The sequence below is a fragment of the Qipengyuania sp. 902 genome (assembly GCF_051195295.1).
Lineage (GTDB): Bacteria > Pseudomonadota > Alphaproteobacteria > Sphingomonadales > Sphingomonadaceae > Qipengyuania.
In genome coordinates this window covers 758,682-775,894 of the sequence record NZ_JBNJLJ010000002.1, presented here as the reverse complement: position 1 = coordinate 775,894, position 17,213 = coordinate 758,682, and the positions used below count along the sequence as shown (strand labels likewise).

Sequence of the window (17,213 nt, the reverse complement as noted above, 5' to 3'; positions counted from 1 at the left end):
ATGATCACATCGCCGAAATGCCGCCATCGAGTTTGAGCTCCGCCCCGGTCATGAACCGGCTCTCGTCACTGGCGAGATAGACCACCGCATTGGCGATATCATTCGGTTCGCCGACGAACTTGAGCGGGATTTGCCGCGCCAGCTTGTCCATCAGCACGCCCTTGTCGAGATTGTGGTTCTTTGCCGTCCCGTCGAGGATCGGCGTATCGACGAAGGTCGGGTGCACCGAATTGCAGCGGATCTGCATGTTCTTCTTCGCGCAGTGCAGCGCGATCGACTTGGACAGCATCCACACCGCCGCCTTGGACGAGTTGTAGGCGGGCATGGTGTCGCTCGCAATCAGCCCCGCGATGCTGGAGATATTGACGATGGATCCCGGCGCATGTTCGCGCATCAGCGGCAGCGCCTTCTGGCAGCCGTGGAAGATCGAATCGACATTGATCGCGAAGCAGCGCTTCCAGTCGTCGAAATCGCAGGTTTCGATATTGCCGCCGACTCCGATGCCGGCATTGTTGACCAGCACGTTGAGCCCGCCGAGGTTCTCGCGCGCAGCATCGACCACCGCCTCCCATTGACCCGGATCGGTGACGTCGTGCTGAAACCCGAAGGCCGTGCCGTCGCCCAGCTGTCCGTTGATCAGCGAAGCGGTTTCTTCCGCCCCGGCGCCGTTGATGTCCGTACACAGCACCCGTGCGCCTTCTTCCGCCAGCCGCGTCGCGTGCGCCCGGCCCAGACCCTGCGCCGCGCCTGTCACCAAGGCCAGCTTGCCCTCACACCTGCCGCTCATTCACTCTCTCCCAGAAAACTGTCCAGCGACGCCATCAGCATCGCAATTCGTACATCCACACCGTGACCCATCGCGCGCCAGCGGGCAACGAATTCCGGCAACTGCGTGCGCGGCACATGGTGGACGACGATGTCTTCGCTGTCGGTACCGCCACCTTCGCCAACTCTGGTCAGGCCGTGCGCGCGCAGTAGCGAGAAGCTTTCGCTCACCATGCCGGGCGAGGAATAGAAATTCCCGAGGTTCTCCATCCGGGCGGCGCGATAGCCGGTTTCTTCCTCGAGCTCGCGAATGGCGGCCGCCTCGTCGCTTTCGCCGCTCTTGTCCTCGTCGTCACCGATGAGGCCGGCGGGAATTTCGAGGCAGATGCGGCCCAGCGGCACGCGATATTGCGAGACGAGGATTACGCGATCCTGATCGTCGATGGCGATGATGGCGGCGGCCCTGATCCCGCGCGAGCGGCTGGCATATTCCCAGCGACCTCGCCGTTTGGCGGTGACGAAGCGGCCCTGCCACATGGTTTCTTCGGGCAGGTCGGCGTCCGGGTCGCGGCCCGGGGTTTCGATGGGATCGGTCATTGCCCGGGAGGCTTAGACTTCGATCAGCCGGTCCGGCAACTCATTCTGATCCTCGTCGCCGCGGGGGAAATGCTCCGCCAACACTGCGCCGACATCGCGCACGCCCGCTGCAAGTCCCTCGGCCAGACGGCCCTGTTTGATCTCGACCAGCATGTCGGCCATCGCCTCGCCCCAGACTTCCGCCGGGACGATCGCCGCGATGGGCTCGTCGGCGACGATCTCTGCGCGATGTTCCTGCATCGATAGGTAGAGCAGCACCCCGGTGCGCCCGTGGGTGCGCCGTTCCGCCCCGACCTTGAAATGCTTGATCGCCGCTGCGCGAACGCGTGCCTGCTTCGCGGGCGAGGGCGTCAGCGCGAAGCGGAGCGGGTCCCAAGACAGCAGCAACCAGGTGAGCGCGAAGCCAATCAGGCCCAGCGCAATCGTCATGGTCGCCAGTTCGCCGGTCGTCCATTCGTGCATCCACCCGCCGACGAGTTCGTCCCAAAGGTCCATGAATGGCTTTGGCAGAACGGCAAAAAGGCTCATCAGTGTGAAGGCCACGCCCGCCGCCCAAACCAGCACCACGTCGGAATATCCGTCCGACCGGTCCGCCAGCACGGTGACAATCTCGCCGGAGGTCGTCCCTTCAGCCGCTGCTACAGCGTCGCTGACGATCTTGTGCTGCGCTTCGTTCAGATAGCGTGCCATCTACCACCCCCCGGAGGCGCCACCGCCTCCAAAACTGCCGCCGCCACCGGAGAAGCCGCCGAACCCGCCGCCTCCTCCACCGAAGCCGCCACCGCCGCCCCAGTCGTCGCCACCGCTCAGCGCGCCGCGCGCGATGGCCGAGCCGACTTCCCACAGGATGATGTCGCCCGCGGCCTGGCCCAGCCGTCCGCCACGGCCATAGCGCCGCCGCTTGCCGCGGCGCAGCATCGGGATGATGAAGAAAAAGAAGATGAAGGCGATCCAGATCGCGCCGCCGAGCGGGAAGCCGCCGCGGCTCTCGCGCGCCTCTTCGGCCTGCTGCGCAACCTGCGCGGCTTGTTCTGGCGGCAGTTCGAGCTGGGTGATGATTTCATCCGCCGCCCAACTGATCCCGCCGGAATAGTCGCCCGCGCGGAAATAGTCCTTCATGCCCTCGATATATTCGAAGGCGAGGCCATCGGGGATCGTGCCTTCGAGGCCATAGCCAACCTCGATCCGCATCCGCCGCTCGTTCGGGGCGACAATGAGGATGATGCCGTCGTTACGCTCCGCATCGCCCAGCGCCCATTCGCGGCCCAGGCGATAGCCGTAATCCGCGATATCGTAGCCTTCGAGGTCGGGGATCGTCGCGATCACGAACTGGCGCTGGTTCGCCTCCTCGAACGCGTCCAACTTGGCCGTAAGTTCGGCTTCTGTGGCCGGATCGATGATGTTGGCCGCATCGACCACCGGCGCCGTCCCGCGCTCGGGAAAGTTCTGCGCCGCAGCGGGCAGGGCAAAGCCCAGCGCGGCGGCGCAGATCAACAGCAGTCGCAGTAAAGCCTGCATTGCAGGGCCGCTCAGTTGGCGGCTGCGGCGTCGGCAGGCTCGCTGGTGTTGTCGTTTGCCCCTGCGGCAGTGGCGGTGCCGCCGCTGGCGCGCATGTTGAGCTCGGGGGCGGTTTCCGCGCCTTCGCTCACGGCTTCGTAGGGCACCATCGGCTCCGCACCGTAGATGATGTTCGCGCCGATCGTGTCGGGGAAAGTGCGGATGGTCGTATTATACTGGCGGACCGCCTCGTTATAGTCGCGGATGGCGACGCGGATGCGGTTCTCCTGCCCTTCGATCTGGGTCATGAAACGGCCGAAGTTCTCCTGGCTGCGAAGTTCCGGATAGGCTTCTACATTGGCCATAAGGCGCGAGAGCGCGCCGCCAAAGGTGTTCTGGGCCTGCTGGTACTGCGCCATGGCTTCGGGATTGTTGAGATCGTCGCCATCCAGCTGGATCTCGGGGCGGGTGGCCGAGGCGCGAGCCTGGATCACCCCCTCGAGCGTTTCACGCTCCTGCTCGGCCGAGCTCATCACGATCTGCTCGAGATTGGGGACCAGATTGGCACGCTCCTGAAAGGCGGCCTCGACGTCGGCCCATTTGGCCTTGGCGTTCTCTTCCGCGGTAGGCACCGAGTTGATGCCGCAAGCCGACAGGGCGAGCGCCGCTGCGGCAACTATCGATGTTCGAAGGGCGGCGAAACGGGTCATGGCTGGTGTCCTTGTGTGGGAACGACGAATGTAAGTGTCTTATCAAGATAGCACGCCTGTCGCGGCGATCAAGATTAACTGGCACTTGTCGGGAAAATCGCTGCGTGGCAGGGAGAGCGCGGGGTCGGATGGTTAAGAAGGGGTTTCGCGTGCTGAAAGATTTCAAGGAATTCGTCGCCAAGGGCAACGTCATCGACCTCGCGGTGGCCGTCATCATCGCGGGAGCGTTTGGCACGATCGTCACGTCGCTGACGGACGATGTCATCATGCCACTCGTGGGCGCGATTTTCGGTGGCGCGGATTTCTCCAATTATTTCATCCTTTTGAGTACGCCGGAAGGCTATCAAGGATCGACTGCCAGCTATGCCGAACTCAAGGAGGCCGGTGCTGCGATGATCGGCTATGGTGCCTTTGTCACGGCGATCATCAACTTCCTGATCTTGGCCTTCATCATTTTCCTTCTGGTCCGCTATGCCAAGAAAGTGATGGCGGAATTTGAAGAGAAGAAGGAAGAGGCACCGGCCGGACCGACCGAGATCGAATTGCTGCAGGAAATCCGCGACGCGCTGAAGAGCGGCGCGCCGGGTGCGCCGAAGAACGGTCCGATGGGGTAGTGGATTTTGGTTAGGTGCGTGAAGCGCGAATGCGCTTCACGCACGCCACAAAAATCCTCACTCACTTCACATTAAGCTGCGACGCTCTATATAGAACCTCGCCGGTTCCGACCGGCTATGGCGATAAATTGCGCCGTGCAATAGGTACAACGGACCCGGGGGCAGTACCCGGCGGCTCCACCACAACCCGCGGGTTTCGCGGTTTCTGACGGGGCCGAACCAGGATCGACGTGTGCTGAAAGACGGTGTTTTCGCCCGGGCTGAGTATCCCGTGAAACTGTTCACAACACACAAGTGCCAACGATAACGAAGCACTCGCTCTCGCTGCGTAATCTGACGGGCTAACGCCCTGATCTTACAAAGCTAAAGCGCGGTCGGACCCACCGGGCAACAGAAGCGGATTCCGGGGCTCCGGGGGTAGCTAGCAACAGAAACCCCCACCTATTCTCAAGATTGAAGGCGCTGCGCCACCCCAAGCGCGACGGTCCTCTCCTTAAGAGCGAAAAATTGGGGTAGCTAGCAACAGAAACCCCCACCTTCTTCTACGATATTATCTGGAATCAGCCTTCGCTGTCCTGAGAGGTTGCCGCCGCTTCGCGCTCGTACCGGATCGCGTCGAGGATTTTCGCTCCGCCGAGGAACACCGCGCCCGCGGTTGCGGCGAACAGCAGGTAGCCGCCGACACCGGGGTACTCGACCGTGTAGTGCGCGCCGCGGGTCATTGCGCCCAGGGCGAGGGCGAAGATGATCAGATACGCTTCGAAGCGCGTCTTGATCACGAATAGCCGTTTCACCTTGGTCAGCACGCTTTTGCGGTCTCCTTTTCTTAACCCTTCACCGTGCAAACCCCGTGCCAAGCGCGCGGTTCCGCCGATCGAATGGTTAACTCATCGCCGAGTGTAAGCGCTGCCGACGCGCAGTCCAGCGCGTTAACCACCTAAATCCGTGAGTTATGCCAGTTCGTCCAGCGACAGGACGGCCAGCAAAGCCTCGCGCGCTTCGATCACTGTCTTGGCCAGAGCTTCGTTGCCGATATCGGCCGGATCGATCTGCTCGGGCCAGGTCTGGGCGATAACAGATTCGATCCGCTCCGCCCGCTGCTCGTCGAGCAGGAAGCGGCCGTCTACCGTGGCGGGGTCGGCGACGACGCGCAGGCGCAGGCAGGCAGGGCCACCGCCATTCGCCATCGACTGGCGGACATCGACGGGGATGACCTTACGGATCGGCCCATTGCCGGCAAGCATATGCTCGCACCAGCTCCACACGGCGGCGCTTTCCTGGCACTCGCTCGGCACGACCAGCGCCATTCCCGTCCCGGACCCCGATCCGGGATCGCCGGACGGGAGAGTGAGCAATTGCGCGTTGAACAGATAGGTCTTGATCGCCTCGGCGAGGCTGACTGCGCTCTCCGGCACCTCGACCACCTCGAGCGCGGGAAACGCCGCGCGGATCGCGTCATACGCACCCTCCCGGTCGGCAAAGGCGCGCTCATGCGTGAACAGCACCCGCTCGTTTGCCACGGCGACTACGTCATTGTGGAACGCGCCCGCCTCGATCGCTTCGGGATTCTGTTCGATGAAAACGCAGGCCTCGGGATCGAGGCCGTGAAGGCGAGCGACCGCACGGCTGGCCTGTTCGTGCTGGCGTGCGGGGAAGCGACCACCCGGTCTTCCATAGACGAAGACCTCGACGCCCTTGCTGCCGTGGCCTTCGCAAAACCGCATGTGGTTGGCCGCGCCTTCGTCGCCGAAGCTGGGCGGGACGGCATCGTGGACGGCGAAGTAGTCGCGGTTGCCGAAGGCAATTTTCAGCTGCGCCTGCGTATCGCGCCATTCCTGCCCGCGATGGAGCATCGTCACGAGGTTGGCGGGCGTCAGATGGCAGCGCCCGTCCGCAGTGTCCGGCGCGGGGCTGACGGTTGCGGCATTGGCCGTCCACATGGAACTCGCGGACCATGCGGCAGCGCGCAAGGCGCGGTCGTTGCCCTCATTGACGCCAAGCCGCTCAAGCAGCGAAAAGTTCGGCCGCGGGAGGGGCAGCAGATAGCCCTGCGCCAGCCCGCGCTCCATATTCCCGCGCATCTTCGCGATACCCTGGAGCGCCGCGGCACGCGGGTAGGAAGGATCGCCCTTGTGGCTCGCGCTGGCGATGTTGCCGAGGCTGAGGCCGGCGTAATTGTGCGACGGGCCGACGATGCCGTCGAAATTGATCTCGACGAGCTTGCTCACCGCGCGACGCTCCACACCGTGTCGCCCTTGGCCACTCCCAAGACTCCGGCGCACTCGGCATCGATCGCGATCGTCCCGTCGTCCCCGATATGTCGCACTCCGTAGGCGCTGCGGAATTCGCCGAGCTTGCCGGTGGCGACCAGCGCGCGCTCGCCATCGTCGAGATCGGTGGCGGAAAGTGTCAACTCCGCCGCTTCGGCGATGCTTTTCACGCTGTCCGTCCGTGTGGTCATCGTGGGTCCGCCGTCGAAAATATCGACATAGCCTTCGTAGGCGAAATTCTCGTTCTCCAGCATCCGCATCGCCGCGCGTCCGCTAGGGTGCGGCACGCCGATCACCTTGCGCGCCTCGCCGTTGAGCATGGCGACATAGACCGGGTGTTTCGGCATCAGATCGGCAATGAACTGGTTGCCGTTGATGGCGTTGAAATAGTCCGCTTCCTGGAAGGTCATGCCGAAAAAGCGCCCTGCGACCCCGTCCCAGAAGGGCGAGCCGCCGCGATCGTCGATCACGCCGCGCAGTTCGGCAAGGATCCGGTCGGCAAAGCGAGCACGGTGCATGGCGATGAACAGGTAGCGGCTGCGCGCGAGCAGCAAGCCGAGCCCGCCTGCGCGTTCGCCCGGATGCAGGAACAGCCCACCCACCTCGCTCGACCCTTCGAGATCGGTGACGAGGCTGAGCAATTCGGCGCGCACCGTGCGGTCGAGTTCCTGGCTGTGCTGGGTCAGCGTGGTCAGGCGATAGGAGTAGAAGGGCCACTGCTGGCCGACCTGCGTGAACAGCTGGCAGGTGCCGCGCACCTGACCGTTCTCGCTATTCTCCAGCACCAACGTGAACACGTCGTCGCCTAGCGTGTCTTCGGTGCGAGCGAAGGCCTCTTCGGCGCGCTCCAGCTTTCTGGTCAGCGCGGCACGATCCGCGGGCAAATTGGTGAAGCCGCCACCCGTCAGCTTGGCCATCTCGTAAAGATGCTCGAGGTCGCCGATCTGCGCGGCGCGCAAGCGAAAGGTCACAGGGGATCTCCGGTGGAAAGCCTGGTCAGCACCAGCGCCGACAGGGCGGCGCGTTCGCGCAGGGACGGCACGATCATGAACTCGTTGGGCGAATGGATCGCGCCCCCGCGCACACCCATTGTGTCGACCACCGGCACTCCGGTGGCGGCAATATTGTTGCCGTCACAGACGCCGCCGGTGCTCTTCCAGCCGATCTGCTGGCCCAGCTGCGCACCGCAGTTCTTCACGAGGTCGAACAGGCGCTGCGCCTTTGCATCTACCGGCTTGGGCGGCCGGGTGACGCCGCCGTGGCGATGGACGCCGACTTCGTGCTCGGCTTCGATAAGACGCAGGATCGCATTCAGCTCGCCGTCGAAGCGCTCCATCGCGTCGGTCGATTTGGGGCGGATGTTGAAGCGCAGGATAGCGAGGTCGGGCACGACATTGTTCGCGGCACCGCCCTCGATCTTGGCCGGATTGACGGTGATGTCCTCGGCCTCGAGCGCCTTGACGCGCAGCACCAGATCGCTCGCCGCGACTACGGCGTTGCGCCCGTCCTGCGGATTGCGGCCCGCATGCGCGCTCTTGCCGGTGATCGTAATCGAGTAATTGCCCGTGCCGCCGCGCGCATGGGCCAGCGTACCGTCGGGCAGGGCGGAGGGCTCGTACGTCAGCGCGGCGTATTTGCCGCGCGCCAGCTCCTCGATCAGGCCGCGGCTGGCGAGGCTGCCCGTTTCCTCGTCCGAATTGATCATCACATCATAGCCGACGCGCGATGCGCCCTCTGTCGTCTCGAAAAGTTTCAGCGCATGGAGGATGACGTCTAGGCCGCCCTTCATGTCGGCGGTACCGGGGCCGTTGATCGTCTCGTCGTCGAGCCAGCTGACGCCCTGGAACGGGTGATCGGCCGGGAAGACGGTATCCATGTGCCCGGTGAGCACGAAGCGCCGCTCAGCTTCGGGGCGCACCCGCAGGACCATGTGCCGGCCATGCGGCTTCGCGAATTCGCGCCCTTCGGCGGAGATTGCGGCGACGGTCGCCGGGTCCACCAGCTCGACCTCGCCGGGAAGCTGACTGAATGCATCGGCAAGCTTACTCGCCATTGTGGCCAGCCCGTCCAGATTGCCGGTGCCGGTGTTGATTGCCGCCCAGTCCTGCACCTCGCGCAGCATGGTGTCGGCATCGACGGCATCGAGGAAGGCTTGAGGGGCTGCGTCCGGTTTCATCGGCAACCGTCTCTAGTGATGACACGCTCCAAGTCCACCCCTGCGCCCCCGGCGGCCTTGCAAAGCGGTGGATGCTTGGTAAGTGGGGCGAACTCCTCCCCGGGTCCGACATTGCCATTCGCATATCCCAAGAGGAGTTTCATGACCGATTATGTGACGCGCGCCGGGATCGAGGTCGATCCGCAGCTGGCTATCTTCATCGAAACCGACGTGCTCCAGCCGCTGGGGCGTGATGTGGACGGGTTCTGGCAGGGGTTCGCGAAACTGCTGGGTGAGTTCGCGCCGCGCAATGCCGCGCTGCTGGCGAAGCGCGAAGATCTGCAGGCGAAGATCGACGCATGGCATGGCGAGCGCGCTGGCCAGCCGCGCGACGCCGGTGACTATCGCGCGTTCCTGGAGGAGATCGGCTATCTCGTGCCGGATCCGGGCGATTTCACCATCGGCACGCAGAATGTCGATCCCGAGATCGCGACCATGGCCGGGCCGCAGCTGGTGGTCCCGATCCTCAATGCGCGCTTTCTACTGAACGCGGCCAATGCGCGCTGGGGCAGCCTCTACGATGCGTTCTACGGCACCGATGCGCTGGATGCGCCTCCGGCAAAGCCCGGCGGGTATGACGAAGAGCGGGGCGCGGCAGTGATTGCGGAAGGGCGCAAGCTGCTCGACGAAATCCTGCCGCTGGCGAGCGGAAGCTGGGCGGAGCTTGAAAGTCTCGATGACCTCAAGCTTGCTGATCCATCGCAACACGTCGGTGCAACCCGCAAGGGGTCTCTGTTCCGGCACAACGGCCTGCATGTCGAGATCGTAGTCGATCGCGACAGCCAGGTCGGCACAACCGACCGGCTGGGCATTGCCGACATCAATCTGGAAGCTGCGCTGACCACGATCGCCGATTGCGAGGATTCGGTCGCGGCCGTCGATGCCGAGGACAAGCTGGTCGCCTATCGCAACTGGCTCGGCATCATGCGCGGCGATCTCGAGGAGAGCTTCGAGAAGGGCGGCCGGACGCTGACCCGGACGCTGGCTGCCGACAAGACCTACACGGACGGCGAGGGCGGCGAGCACACGCTGCCCGGTCGCAGCCTGATGTTCGTGCGCAATGTCGGGCACCTGATGACCAATCCGGCGATGCGCTGGGACGGCAGTGAAATTCCCGAAGGCATCATGGACGCCGTCCTCACCGGCGCAATCGGTGCGCATGACGTCGAGGGTCTCGGCAAGTTCGGCAATTCGCGCTGCGGATCGATCTATATCGTGAAGCCCAAGATGCACGGCCCGGAAGAATGCGCCTTCACCAACGATCTGTTCGATGCGGTGGAGGATATGCTCGGCCTGCCGCGTCACACCGTCAAGGTCGGCGTGATGGACGAGGAACGCCGCACCAGCGCAAACCTTGCCGCCTGCATCCACGCGGTGAAGGACCGGATCGTCTTCATCAACACCGGTTTCCTCGACCGCACGGGCGACGAAATCCATACCTCGATGCGAGCGGGGCCGATGATGCGCAAGGGCGAGATGAAGAACTCGGCCTGGCTCAAGGCTTACGAGGCGCGCAATGTCGGCATCGGCCTGGCGCATGGCCTCGCCGGGCGCGCGCAGATCGGCAAGGGCATGTGGGCCGCGCCCGACCTCATGGGGCAGATGATGATCGAGAAGATCGGACATCTGCGCGCCGGGGCCAACACCGCCTGGGTGCCGAGCCCGACTGCGGCGACGCTCCATGCGATCCACTATCACCGCGAGGACGTGTTCGAGATCCAGAAGGGCTTGCCCGATGCGGCCAAGCTGGACGAGTTGCTGACGATCCCGCTGGCCGATGGCGTGAACTGGTCCGACGAGGAAATCCGCGAGGAACTGGACAACAATTGCCAGGGCCTGCTCGGCTACGTGGTTCGCTGGATCGACCAGGGCGTCGGCTGCTCCAAGGTGCCCGACATCAACGACGTCGGCCTGATGGAAGACCGCGCGACGCTGCGGATCAGCTCGCAGCATATCGCCAACTGGCTGCTGCACGGGGTGATCTCGGAAGATCAGGTCATGGATAGCCTGCGCCGCATGGCCGCGAAGGTCGACGCACAGAACGCCGGCGACCCGTTCTACGAACCGCTGCTCGAAAACGAGAACGGCCCGGCCTTCAGCGCGGCGAAGGACCTGATCTTCAAGGGCGTGGAACAGCCGAGCGGCTATACCGAACCGCTGTTGCACGCTTGGCGGAGGCGGAAGAAGGCAGGGTAAGGCGTTGTCCGAAATGCGGTGGGAGGCGAATACCCTCATCCCGTCTTCCCAGCGAAAGCTGGGATCGCTCTCGATCAGGCGAGCTGCTGGTAAAGATCTTCCCAGTCCGGGTTGACCTGTTCGATCAGCTCGATTTTCCACGCGCGCCTTCACGCCTTCATCGCTTTTTCGCGTGTGATGGCCGCCGCAATGCCATTATCCTGTTCGGCATAGACAAGCCTGTCCAACCTGCACCGGCGACAAAAAGACGAACCTTTTCCGGAGCGATGCTGGCTGACGCGAAGCGCAAGATCGGATGTCACACCGATGTAGAGCACACCGTTGCGCTTGTTCGACATGATACAGACCCATCCACCCATGAAGCGGCCCCAAACCAGGCGGACAGCGATCCCAGCTTTCGCTGGGATGACGATGGGAGCTCGGTCTCGCTGGCTTCCAAATTGTCCGCACAGGGTCGCACCCGTCACCCACCCAACACCCGCGCCAGTTTCACAAACTCCTCGACCGCCACCGTTTCCGCGCGCCTTTGCGGGTCCATGCCGAGGCTCTCCAGTGCCTCGACCGCGCCGGTCACGCCTTTGAGACTCTGCCGGAGCATCTTGCGGCGCTGGCCGAAGGCGGCTTCGGTGAGGCGTTCGAGCAGGCGGGCGCTGACGCCCTCAGGCATGGCAATGGGTTCGACATGGACGATGGCGCTCATCACCTTGGGCGGCGGGGTGAAGGCGCTGCGGTGGACCTTCATCGCCAGCCTTGCGCTCGCGCGCCACTGCGCGAGCACTGCCAGCCGCCCATAGGCCGAGCCACCCGGCTGCGCGGCGATCCGCTGGGCAACCTCCTGCTGGAACATCAGCGTCAGGCTGGTCCAAAGCGGCGGCCATTCCTGCCCGCCCAGCCAGCGCACGAACAGCGCGGTGCCGACATTATAGGGCAGGTTCGAGAGCACGGCGAAAGGCTCGCCGCCCATCAGCTCGGCATGGTCGATCCTAAGCGCGTCACCCTGCACGACGGTGAGCTGGCCGGGAAAGGCCTCGCCCAGTTCGGCGAGCGGGGGGAGGCAGCGCGTGTCCATCTCGATCGCGGTGACGCGAGCGCCGGCACGCAGCAGAGCGCGCGTGAGGCCGCCGGGGCCGGGGCCGACTTCGAGCACCTGCTTGCCTGCGAGTTCTCCGGGGATCGCGGCGATGCGGTCGAGCAGCTGCTCGTCGAACAGGAAGTTCTGCCCCAGGGCTTTCGATGCGCTGAGGCCATGGCGCGCGATAACTTCGCGAAGGGGAGGGAGATCGGTCACTTACCACCTCCGCTCATGCTGAGCCTGTCGAAGCATAGGCAGTTCGCTAGCGTCATCGCATGGCCTTCGACAAGCTCAGGCTGAGCGGGATTGGGCGTCGGCCCGCCGCGCGGCCATTTCGCCTGCCATCCTGAGCGCGGCGATCATCGCGCCGGGATCGGCCACGCCTTTGCCGGCGATGTCGAAGGCAGTGCCGTGGTCGGGGCTGGTCCGCACGATGGGCAGGCCGAGCGTCACGTTTACCCCCTCGTCGAAATCGAGCGCCTTCAGTGGGACAAGCGCCTGGTCATGATACATTGCCAATGCTGCGTCGTAAGTCTCCCGCGCGCGGGGCGTGAACAGCGCGTCGGCTGGGTGCGGGCCCGTGATGGCGAGCCCCTCGGCCTGCAACGCCTCGATCGCAGGCGTGATGATGCGGGCTTCCTCGTCTCCGAACCTGCCGCTTTCGCCTGCATGCGGATTGAGCCCGCAAACGGCCAGTCGCGGTGCGTCGATCCCGAAGTCGCGCCGCAATGCGCGGGAAACGATGCGGGCACGGTGCTCGATCAGACCTTGGGAGAGGCGGTTCGGCACTTCGGACAGCGCACAATGGACCGTGAGCGGCACGGCACGCAGGCTCGGCCCGGCGAGTATCATCACCGCGTCCTCCTGCTCCAGTCCGCAAACGTCGGCAAGAAATTCGGTCTGGCCGGGATATTCGAAGCCGACCTGTGCCAATTGCGCTTTCGCGATGGGAGCGGTCACTACGGCCGATGCCGTTTCCAGCAGCGCGCAGCGCGTCGCCTCGGCCAGCGAGTGCAAGGCGAGGGCTGCGCCGCTCGGCTCGGGTTTTCCGGGCGCATAGGCGCTGTCTTCCTGCCCGAGCACGGGGAGCGCATGGGTGAAAACCGTCTCGGCTTCGGCAGGGCTGGCGATCGGCTCTACCGGAACCGAAAGACCGCGGGCTTTCGCCGCCGCTTCCAGCACGCCCGCTCCGCCGACCACGAAAAAGGGCGCGAGGCCGTATTCCCGGCGCCGCGCCCAGCTTTCCGCGATGATCTCGGGCCCGATCCCCGCCGGATCGCCAATCGACACGGCGAGCGGGGCAGTCATCGGTGTCAGTTGTACTCGATATAGGCGTCGTTGCGCAGGTCGCGAAGGTAGCGCTGCGCACGGCGCTGGATGCGCTCTTCTTCGAGCTGGCCCATCAGCGTATCGAAGTCCGGGCCGCTGGCGGCCTGCGGATCGTCGCGGCCGCACAGCATCAGCACGCGAACACCTTCCTCGAAAGACCCGAAGGGTGGGGTGACCTGGCCGAGCTGCAAGTTCAGCACGAGCTGCTGAAGCTGTTCGGGCAGGGCGCGCGCGGCGATCTCGTCATTGGTGACCACGGTCGCACCGAGAGCCGACGCGCCGGCCTCCGCATCGCCGCACCCGCGCAGCTGCTGCACGCCGGCCAGGAAGCTTTCGAGCCGGGGTGTGCGCTCCGCTTCCGGCACGCCGGTGAAATCGAGCGCGATCTGCTTCAGCGAGAGAACGGCGTCGCGCGGGTCGGCCGTCAGCACCTGGCGCTTGTCGATCAGCAGGCCGATCCAGTAGCCGCCGGGTATCTCAAGCGGGCCGACCAGCTGGCCCGGGCTCATTTCCCCGACTACGGTCTCGAGCTGCGGATTCTTGAGCTGGGGAAGCGCGATCCAGCCCAAGTCCCCACCGACCGCTGCAGTCGAGGCCTGCGAGAACTGGCGGGCATAGGCGACGAAGCTGCCGCCCTGGCGGAGCTGCTCGACGATCTGCTGGGCATTGCCTTGGACCTGCGGCGCGGTTTCGGGCGTCGCCTGCAGGAAGATTTCGCCGAGGCGATATTCATCCGTGCCGCGATTGGCCTCGAGCCGCTGGATAAGGTCGTTCACCTCGTCGGCCGAGACGTTCACAAAGGGCGCGAAATTGCGCCGCAGCAAACGGCTCCAGGCAAGCTCCCCGTGGATCTGGCGCTTGAGCGACTGCGGCGAGGAGCCGATGCTGCGCAGATATTCGCCCATCGCGCTCTCGTCCTGCCCGAAGTTCTGCGCAGCGACGCGCGCATAGCTCTGGTCGATCTCGGCCTGCGGGATCGTGATTTCCTGCGTTTCGGCCGCCTGGATTTGCAGGGTTTCGTCGATCAGGTTGCGCAGCACCTGCATCTTGACGCGCTCGAGTTCCTCGGCGCTGATTTCCCGCTCGTTCGCCGCGACCAGCAGCGCAGCGCGCTGGTCGACATCGGTGCCGGTGATGACGAAGCCATTCACCACCGCGGTCGCCTTGCGGACGTTCGGATCGGAATTGCCGAGAATGCTCAAATCGGTCGGCAGACCGAGGGGATTAGCCGTTTCCGCTGTTGCCTGCGCCGACACGGAAATCGGCGACAGCGCCAGACCCGCGACGGCAGCGAGGGAGAGAAACTTGGAAATGCGATTTGCGCTCACGTGTGATACCCAATTGCGGCACCGTTGCGGTACCAGTCCATTACGGGGCCGTGCCTTGTGGCGGCTTAACCCAAGCTGATTGCCGTAAACACTCGCCCCGTTCGTCTTGCGAGCGCGGATAGCCTGTTCGGCGCTGTCTGCCAACGGGTGCGGCTTAGCGAAAACCCAGATTCTTGAGGCTGAAGAAAACCTGGAAGGTGTCGCCCCGCCGGGCGTCGCCCGCGGTTTCATAGTCGCGGCGCCAGGTCACTCCCATTTCGAGACAGTCGTCGGAATAGGCGACGCCGAGGCGGGTGCGAATGGGCTCGAACCCGTCGGAGCTAAAAGTCGGGTCCTCCTCGCGATTCGTCAGGTTGAATACGCCGGAGCCGAACACGGACCAGTAATTGGCGAATGCGACGCGCACCGCGCCGCGCAGTTCCTCGCGGTCCTGCAAGTCTTCCACGGCGGTAATGTCGCGATTGAGGCGTACATAGCCGATCTCGGCATAGGTGCGGCGCGATCCGACCGTGGCGTCGATCTCGTTGCGGCGGACAGCGAAATTGTCCTTGTCCAGCCGGAAGCGGTGGGTGAATTTCACGAAGTTGCGATAGCGGACTTCGGTGCGGCCGACGAAATCGGAGAAGCGCTCTGACAGGCCGGTGCCGTCGGGCAGGATGTCGGCGTCCGTGTCCAGCCGGTAGGACTGGCCGAGGGTCGATTTCAGCTCCCAATTCGGGACGCGCAGCTGCCAGTCGAAGCCGTAGGTGACGCGGGCGCCGTCCTCGATGCGATCGTATCCGGGGAAGCGGTTGAGCGCGAAGAGGTTGGAATCCTCCAGATCGATCGCGCGCGCATCCTCGTTCGGGATGGCGAGGTTCTTGATCGGGGGGGTCGCCACCAGCTGCACGCGCGGCGTCAGGACCTGCTCTCCACCGAATAGCTGGCCGACCAGCGGCCATTGGACGTCCACCGCGCCCAGCGCCACGCCACGCGCCTCCCAGCCGGGATTGCCGCGATAGAGCGCCGTATCGGTGAGGAAGTTCTCGTCCGAATGGTAGATGTCGCCGCGCACCATGCCGGTCAGCGTGACGACCTGGCCGAGCCCGGTGACCGTGGAGAGATCCCATTGCGCGCGGGCGAAGGCGCGCTGCGTATCCTGACCGACGTCGCGCATGATCGCGAGCGTGTTGGCCTGCAGCTCCAGCTTGCCGCCCAGCAGCGGGTCCTCCAGCCGCTTGCGGAAATCCATCACCGGCAGCGCCACCGGCACCTCGCCCTGCGGCTGGTTCAGGCGCAGCGTCTGCGTCGCCCAGCCGGCGAGCGAGAAATAGGTGGAGTCGCTGATGCGCTCGAGGTTCACCGTGGACCGCAACCTGTCGTCGCGGCTGATGTCGTAACGTCGCAGGAACGTGCGGTCGCTGGCGCGGCGGATGGAACCGGTCACGCTCCATTCCGGGCTCAGCTGGAACTTGCCGTTGGCGAAGACATAACCGCGAAAGTCGCTGTCTCCGGTAGTTTCGATGCCGGTGAAATCGGAGATCCTGCGGCTTTTCGTCGCATAGCCGGTGATCTGGTAAGCGCCCTTTTCGGTGAGATGGCGCCACTGTCCCGAGATCATCGGTGGGGCATCGGTGTAAACGAAGCCGGTAAGCGTCAGATCCTTATTGTCGGCGAGCCGAATATAATAGCTGCCCGACACCTCGACGCCGTTGCTTTCGGAAAAGCGCAGGTCGGGGACCAGAACACCGGAGACTGCGCCCCCATCGGTCCGCACTGCCAGCCCCGGCAACGGAAGGATGCGCGCGCCGAACAGTTCGAGATAGGCACCGGTAAAGCGGACCCGCTGCTCATCGGGGTCGTAGACCACCCGTTCGGCGGTGATCCGCCAGCTGGGTTCTTTGGGACAGCCCTCGGATGTTACGACATCGCAGCCGGAATAGGCCGCCTGTTCCAGCGCGATAGTGCCGTCGCTTTCGCGCACGCCGCGATTGGCCGCGAGCCGCCCGCCCTGGCGCAGTGCGAGCAGCAGGTTCTCCATAGCGCCCGCTTCGAACTCGTTGGTCAGCTCGACCCGCTCGGAAAATAGCTGGTTGCCGTTCTCGTCGACGAAGCGCACGCGACCTTCTGCCAGGATGACGCCGGTGCGCCTGCTCCAGCTGACCGAATCGGCGCGCAGCGACCGGTCGCCGCTGCGCAGCACCACATTGCCGCTTGCGGTGACGAGGTCGGCATCCGAATCGTAGCTGAGGACGTCCGACTCGAAGTCGATCTCACGATCGCCCGCGGCGTTCAGACCATCGTCGCCCGTAGGCTCCGGCGGCGGACCGACTTCCGGAAACGGGTCCTGCAGACTGGGCGGCTCCTCAGGCTCGGCAGCGGTCGAAACGGACGGTGCGTCGGGCTGCGGATCGCCGGGGTCGCCCTGCGGGTCTTCGACCGATCCGACATCGTCGCCGACCTGCTGCGCGGCGAGAGGCGTCGCCAGCGCAAGCGTTGTCGCCACGCCCAGCGTGCGCAGTGCCAGCCGGCTGGCTTCGATAGCTGTCTCGGCGGGCAGGGCCATGCCTTGCCTATCGCACCGGCCACGCCTAATCGCAATCGCCATCCTATGGGGCGAGCCGGAATGCGCTTCGCACCC

The 17,213-nt window shown here is 64.6% G+C and carries 15 protein-coding genes, 1 other RNA gene and 1 pseudogene; 3 read left to right on the top strand and 14 right to left on the bottom strand.

Going from position 1 to position 17,213, the window contains the following annotated elements; all coding sequences use genetic code 11:
- Window positions 1-4: 4 nt before the first annotated feature.
- The 5 genes from ACSH0F_RS08950 to ACSH0F_RS08930 are packed head-to-tail and all read right to left on the bottom strand — an operon-like array spanning window position 5 to window position 3,569.
- Window positions 5-787, bottom strand: a complete 783-nt coding sequence (locus ACSH0F_RS08950; RefSeq protein ID WP_435201944.1) for an SDR family oxidoreductase — start codon at window positions 785-787, stop codon at window positions 5-7.
- A complete protein-coding gene (locus ACSH0F_RS08945; RefSeq protein ID WP_435201942.1) occupies window positions 784-1,362 on the bottom strand; it encodes an NUDIX hydrolase in 579 nt (192 codons plus the stop codon). Before ACSH0F_RS08945 ends, ACSH0F_RS08950 begins: the two co-directional genes overlap by 4 nt.
- Before the next feature lie 12 nt (window positions 1,363-1,374).
- The gene (locus tag ACSH0F_RS08940; RefSeq protein ID WP_435201940.1) at window positions 1,375-2,052 is read right to left on the bottom strand and encodes a TPM domain-containing protein; all 678 of its coding nucleotides are present in this window, start codon (window positions 2,050-2,052) and stop codon (window positions 1,375-1,377) included.
- Entirely contained in the window at window positions 2,053-2,880 is an 828-nt protein-coding gene (locus tag ACSH0F_RS08935) for a TPM domain-containing protein (RefSeq protein WP_305933085.1), read from the bottom strand.
- A gap of 11 nt (window positions 2,881-2,891) precedes the next feature.
- The gene (locus ACSH0F_RS08930; RefSeq protein ID WP_435201937.1) at window positions 2,892-3,569 is read right to left on the bottom strand and encodes a LemA family protein; all 678 of its coding nucleotides are present in this window, start codon (window positions 3,567-3,569) and stop codon (window positions 2,892-2,894) included.
- A gap of 149 nt (window positions 3,570-3,718) precedes the next feature.
- On the opposite strand from ACSH0F_RS08930, the gene mscL reads away from it, so the two are divergent.
- A complete protein-coding gene (gene mscL / locus ACSH0F_RS08925) occupies window positions 3,719-4,183 on the top strand; it encodes a large conductance mechanosensitive channel protein MscL (RefSeq protein WP_435201935.1) in 465 nt (154 codons plus the stop codon).
- A 61-nt stretch (window positions 4,184-4,244) separates the two neighbouring features.
- Window positions 4,245-4,588: a transfer-messenger RNA gene (ssrA, locus tag ACSH0F_RS08920) on the top strand.
- Between the two features lie 155 nt (window positions 4,589-4,743).
- On the opposite strand, the gene ACSH0F_RS08915 is transcribed toward ssrA, so the two are convergent.
- The 4 genes from ACSH0F_RS08915 to ACSH0F_RS08900 all read right to left on the bottom strand — a co-directional run bounded on the left by ACSH0F_RS08915 (window position 4,744) and on the right by ACSH0F_RS08900 (window position 8,629).
- Window positions 4,744-4,989, bottom strand: a complete 246-nt coding sequence (locus ACSH0F_RS08915; protein WP_435201933.1) for a hypothetical protein — start codon at window positions 4,987-4,989, stop codon at window positions 4,744-4,746.
- Window positions 4,990-5,133: 144 nt separating this feature from the next.
- A complete protein-coding gene (locus ACSH0F_RS08910) occupies window positions 5,134-6,411 on the bottom strand; it encodes an N-succinylarginine dihydrolase (RefSeq protein WP_435201931.1) in 1,278 nt (425 codons plus the stop codon).
- On the bottom strand, window positions 6,408-7,424 hold the full coding sequence (locus tag ACSH0F_RS08905; RefSeq protein ID WP_435201929.1) for an arginine N-succinyltransferase: 1,017 nt from the start codon (window positions 7,422-7,424) through the stop codon (window positions 6,408-6,410). Before ACSH0F_RS08905 ends, ACSH0F_RS08910 begins: the two co-directional genes overlap by 4 nt.
- Window positions 7,421-8,629, bottom strand: coding sequence for a hydrolase (locus tag ACSH0F_RS08900; RefSeq protein WP_435201924.1), 1,209 nt, complete (start codon window positions 8,627-8,629; stop codon window positions 7,421-7,423). The genes ACSH0F_RS08905 and ACSH0F_RS08900 overlap by 4 nt, the downstream gene beginning before the upstream one ends.
- A 141-nt stretch (window positions 8,630-8,770) precedes the next feature.
- On the opposite strand from ACSH0F_RS08900, the gene ACSH0F_RS08895 reads away from it, so the two are divergent.
- Window positions 8,771-10,864: a malate synthase G gene (locus ACSH0F_RS08895; RefSeq protein ID WP_435201922.1), complete on the top strand. Its 2,094-nt coding sequence runs from the start codon at window positions 8,771-8,773 to the stop codon at window positions 10,862-10,864.
- A 74-nt stretch (window positions 10,865-10,938) separates the two neighbouring features.
- Here the strand turns inward: ACSH0F_RS08895 and ACSH0F_RS08890 are convergent.
- From ACSH0F_RS08890 to lptD, 5 genes and pseudogenes are all read right to left on the bottom strand, one after another.
- Window positions 10,939-11,223: pseudogene (locus ACSH0F_RS08890) on the bottom strand (GIY-YIG nuclease family protein).
- A 104-nt stretch (window positions 11,224-11,327) separates the two neighbouring features.
- Window positions 11,328-12,152, bottom strand: a complete 825-nt coding sequence (gene rsmA, locus ACSH0F_RS08885; RefSeq protein WP_435201920.1) for a 16S rRNA (adenine(1518)-N(6)/adenine(1519)-N(6))-dimethyltransferase RsmA — start codon at window positions 12,150-12,152, stop codon at window positions 11,328-11,330.
- Between the two features lie 75 nt (window positions 12,153-12,227).
- On the bottom strand, window positions 12,228-13,244 hold the full coding sequence (gene pdxA, locus ACSH0F_RS08880) for a 4-hydroxythreonine-4-phosphate dehydrogenase PdxA (protein WP_435201918.1): 1,017 nt from the start codon (window positions 13,242-13,244) through the stop codon (window positions 12,228-12,230).
- Between the two features lie 5 nt (window positions 13,245-13,249).
- The gene (locus ACSH0F_RS08875) at window positions 13,250-14,593 is read right to left on the bottom strand and encodes a peptidylprolyl isomerase (RefSeq protein WP_435201916.1); all 1,344 of its coding nucleotides are present in this window, start codon (window positions 14,591-14,593) and stop codon (window positions 13,250-13,252) included.
- Between the two features lie 154 nt (window positions 14,594-14,747).
- Window positions 14,748-17,138, bottom strand: coding sequence for an LPS assembly protein LptD (gene lptD / locus ACSH0F_RS08870; protein WP_435201914.1), 2,391 nt, complete (start codon window positions 17,136-17,138; stop codon window positions 14,748-14,750).
- Window positions 17,139-17,213 lie beyond the last annotated feature (75 nt).